We start from the raw sequence: 3,327 nt of genomic DNA, 5'->3' as shown, positions 1-3,327 counted from the left end.
CGCCGGTAAAGAGCCCGCCGAAGAGGTCCTCGAAACCAGCTCCGCCGCCAGCCCCGCCGCTTCCGCCAGGGGCAAAGCGTGCGCCGCCGCCCATGGCCCGGATGGCGTCGTACTGCTGGCGCTCATCGGGATCCGAGAGCACGGAATAGGCCTCGGAGATGTCCTTGAACTTCTTCTCCGACGCGACGTTCCCCGCATTGGTGTCCGGGTGGTGCTGCCGGGCAAGTTTGCGGTAAGCCTTCTTGATGTCGGCGTCGGAAGCGTCCTTGGCGACACCAAGGATCTTGTAGAAGTCCTTGTCCACCCAGTCCTGGCTAGCCAATGGCGTTTCCTTTCAAAAGTCGTGCAGAGTGCGCTTCGCAGATGATGGGCCCACGGCTGCGAGGGTCCCAACACGAGCTTGCGAGCGTTGGGAGCAGCCGGGGACGGGCACCGCCCCCTATCCGGCGGAGCGCCAGAGGCAACCTACGCCGGTACCGCCACGATCACCTGGGCGGCGCGGAGGACACGGTCGCCGGACTTGTAGCCCGAGCGCAGCACCTGGCTGACGGTATCGATTTCGATATCCGTGCCGGGCTGCTGGATGAGGGCCTCGTGGATGGTCGGATCGAACTCCACGCCGGTCTCATCGATGCGGACCAGTCCGTACGTCTTCAGCGCAGCCTCCAGTTTGGCGGCGATCGCGGCGAAGGGGCCGTCCGCGAGGTCGCCGTGCTGGCGGGCGGCGTCGACGTCGTCCAGCACCGGGAGCAGGGAGTTCAGGACGCCGATGACGGCCATCTCCCCCGCCACGGCCCGGTCGCGTTCGACCCGCTTGCGGTAGTTGACGTACTCGGCCTGCAGCCGGCGGAGGTCATTCCTGAGCTCCTCCGCCGCGGCCGCGTCAACGCCCTGGGCCACAGATTCCGCGGCGGGCACCTCAACACTGTTGAGGATGTCCTCTGCCTGGGACAGGGCGTCCCCGGAGTCTGCCGCGGCAGCGGCGTGATCCTGGCCGGGGTGGCGGGCCTGGCCGGTCTTCGGATCAACCTTGCGGTTGTCGTGGATCACCGGCTTCTGCGGCTCGTTCTCCTGCTGTTCCGCGTCGCGCCGGCTCTCGGAAGAACCGTGCTCTTCTTCGTTACCGTGGTGCGGCATGATTACTTCTTCTCGTCTTCGTCAACGATTTCGGCGTCGACGATGTCCTCATCGGAAGCGGCTGCCTGCTCGCCCGCGGGGGCACCCTCCGCGCCGGTGGCGCCGTCGGGGGATCCGGCGTGGGCGTAGATGGCTTCGCCGAGCTTGCTCTGGGAAGCCTGCAGCTTCTCAAACGCGGTCTTCACGGCGGCGTCATCGGTGCCTTCGAGGGCCTTCTTGAGCGCGTCGACGTCGGCCTTGACTTCGGTCTTGACCTCTTCCGGCAGCTTGTCGGCGTTGTCCGCGATCAGCTTGTCCACGGAGTACGCGAGCTGTTCGGCCGTGTTGCGGGTATCGGTGGCCTCGCGGCGCGCCTTGTCCTCGGCTGCGTGCTCTTCGGCGTCATGGACCATGCGGTCGATGTCTTCCTTGGACAGCGCGGTTCCGCCGGTGATGGTCATGGACTGCTCCTTGCCGGTGCCCTTGTCCTTCGCCGAAACGTGCACAATGCCGTTGGCGTCGATGTCGAAGGTGACCTCGACCTGCGGGACGCCGCGGGGAGCCGGGGCGATGCCGGTCAGTTCGAACGTGCCCAGCGGCTTGTTGTCGCGGGTGAACTCACGCTCGCCCTGGAAGACCTGGATGGCCACGGACGGCTGGTTGTCATCCGCGGTGGTGAAGGTCTCGCTCCGTTTGGTGGGGATGGCCGTATTGCGCTCGATCAGGTGCGTCATGATGCCGCCCTTGGTTTCGATGCCCAGGGACAACGGGGTGACGTCGATCAGGAGCACGTCCTTGCGCTCACCCTTGAGGACACCGGCCTGCAGGGCGGCGCCGACGGCGACGACCTCATCGGGGTTGACGCCCTTGTTGGGCTCCTTGCCGCCGGCCAGTTCCTTGACGAGGTCGTAGACGGCCGGCATGCGGGTGGAGCCGCCGACGAGCACGATGTGGTCGATCTCGGAGAGCTTGATGCCGGCTTCCTTGATGACGTCCTGGAACGGCTTCTTGGTGCGGTCCAGCAGGTCCTTGGTGAGGTCCTGGAACTTGGCGCGGGTCAGCTGCTCGTCCAGGTGGACCGGGCCGTCGGGGGTGACGGACAGGTACTGGAGGGAAACGTTGGTGCTGGAGGAGGAGGAGAGTTCCTTCTTGGCCTGCTCCGCGGCTTCGCGGAGACGCTGCAGGGCAATCTTGTCCTTCGTGAGGTCGATGCCCTTGACCTTGAGCTGGTTCAGCAGGTATTCAACGACGCGCTGGTCCCAGTCGTCGCCGCCGAGGTGGTTGTCACCGGCGGTGGCGCGGACCTGGATGGTGGAGAAGTTGTCCTCATCCTTGCCGACCTCCAGGAGGGAGACGTCGAAGGTTCCGCCGCCGAGGTCGAAGACCAGGATGAGTTCATCTTCCTTGCCCTTGTCCAGGCCGTAGGCCAGGGCGGCCGCGGTGGGCTCGTTGACGATGCGCAGGACGTTCAGGCCGGCGATTTCTCCGGCCTCCTTGGTGGCCTGGCGCTGGGCGTCGTTGAAGTAGGCCGGCACGGTGACGACGGCGTCGGTGACCTTTTCACCGAGGTAGGACTCGGCGTCGTTCTTAAGCTTCATGAGGATACGGGCGGAAATTTCCTGCGCCGTGTACTTCTTGTCGTCAATGGCGACGGTCCAGTCAGTGCCCATGTGGCGCTTGACGGACGCGATGGTGCGGTCAATGTTGTTGACGGCCTGGCGCTTGGCGATCTCGCCGACCAGGACCTCGCCGGACTTGGAGAAGGCAACAACCGACGGCGTGGTGCGGCCACCCTCGGCGTTGGCAATGACGGTGGGCTCGCCACCTTCGAGAACGGAGACGACGGAGTTAGTGGTTCCGAGGTCAATACCTACTGCACGTGACATGGATTGTTTCCTTACTTCCTAGGAATCTTGCGGAGATGGCCGCGGACCCGCAGTGGCTCTAACCACAAGGGCTCTAACCGCAGTGGGTCCGACCGTTATTGAGCGATCTACACTCAACTTTACCCAGAGGGGGACATAAGTCAATTTAAAGTTGAGCGAAGTCGACTCAACTTTGCTTTCCAGTCCCGCCCGCGGCAGCTCCCCGCCGCCTAAATTCCCCTCAATCCAGCCCTTCCGGCGCGTCCCGGGCGGCGTTTCGCCCTGCGCGAACCTGCACGATGGGCGCAGGGGCGCAGACCATGGCAGGGGACCAGCCGGCACCCGC

General features: G+C 65.0%; 3 protein-coding genes. All 3 read right to left on the bottom strand.

The features are described 5' to 3' along the window. On the bottom strand, nucleotides 1-322 hold a 322-nt coding region (locus Y706_RS23350), incomplete at its 3' end, for a DnaJ domain-containing protein (RefSeq protein ID WP_043434455.1). A gap of 143 nt (nucleotides 323-465) precedes the next feature. Continuing rightward, entirely contained in the window at nucleotides 466-1,137 is a 672-nt protein-coding gene (locus tag Y706_RS0103150; protein WP_028275424.1) for a nucleotide exchange factor GrpE, read from the bottom strand. A gap of 2 nt (nucleotides 1,138-1,139) precedes the next feature. Beyond that, nucleotides 1,140-3,002 carry a molecular chaperone DnaK gene (gene dnaK, locus Y706_RS0103145; protein ID WP_028275423.1) on the bottom strand — a complete coding sequence of 621 codons (1,863 nt, stop codon included), beginning with the start codon at nucleotides 3,000-3,002 and terminating at the stop codon, nucleotides 1,140-1,142. Nucleotides 3,003-3,327: the final 325 nt, after the last annotated feature.

The sequence above is a fragment of the Arthrobacter sp. I3 genome, assembly GCF_000520575.1.
GTDB classification, from domain to species: Bacteria; Actinomycetota; Actinomycetes; order Actinomycetales; family Micrococcaceae; genus Arthrobacter; species Arthrobacter humicola_A.
Note: the sequence above shows the minus strand (reverse complement) of the source record. Positions and strands in the feature narration are given on the sequence as shown.